The sequence below is a fragment of the Streptomyces jumonjinensis genome (assembly GCF_009600885.1).
Lineage (GTDB): Bacteria > Actinomycetota > Actinomycetes > Streptomycetales > Streptomycetaceae > Streptomyces > Streptomyces jumonjinensis.
This window is the reverse complement of record NZ_VCLA01000193.1, coordinates 3,266-3,473: the sequence shown is the minus strand read 5'-3', so window position 1 is coordinate 3,473 and position 208 is coordinate 3,266. Positions and strand designations below refer to the sequence as shown.

1 protein-coding gene is annotated in these 208 nt (G+C 75.0%); it reads left to right on the top strand.

What is annotated here, in order from left to right; translation table 11 throughout:
* The coding region (locus FF041_RS39630; protein ID WP_228388787.1) for a hypothetical protein at window positions 1–202 on the top strand (202 nt) is incomplete at its 5' end.
* Window positions 203–208: the final 6 nt, after the last annotated feature.

Here is a 208-nt window from a genome sequence, read left to right as displayed (position 1 = left end):
CACCTTCACCGGCTTCCACTACGCCTCCCGCTCCCAGGACCCGGCCGGACTGCTGAACGGCGACGCCACCCCGCACCCGCGCGGCCTGGCCATCGCGGGGCGAATCTCCGCGGTTCGAGCCGGTCCTGGAAGCGATCCGGGTGCCCAGGCTCGGCCGCGGACGGCCGCGCAAGCGACCGGAGCGGGGTTCAGCGGCCTCTGAGGACCC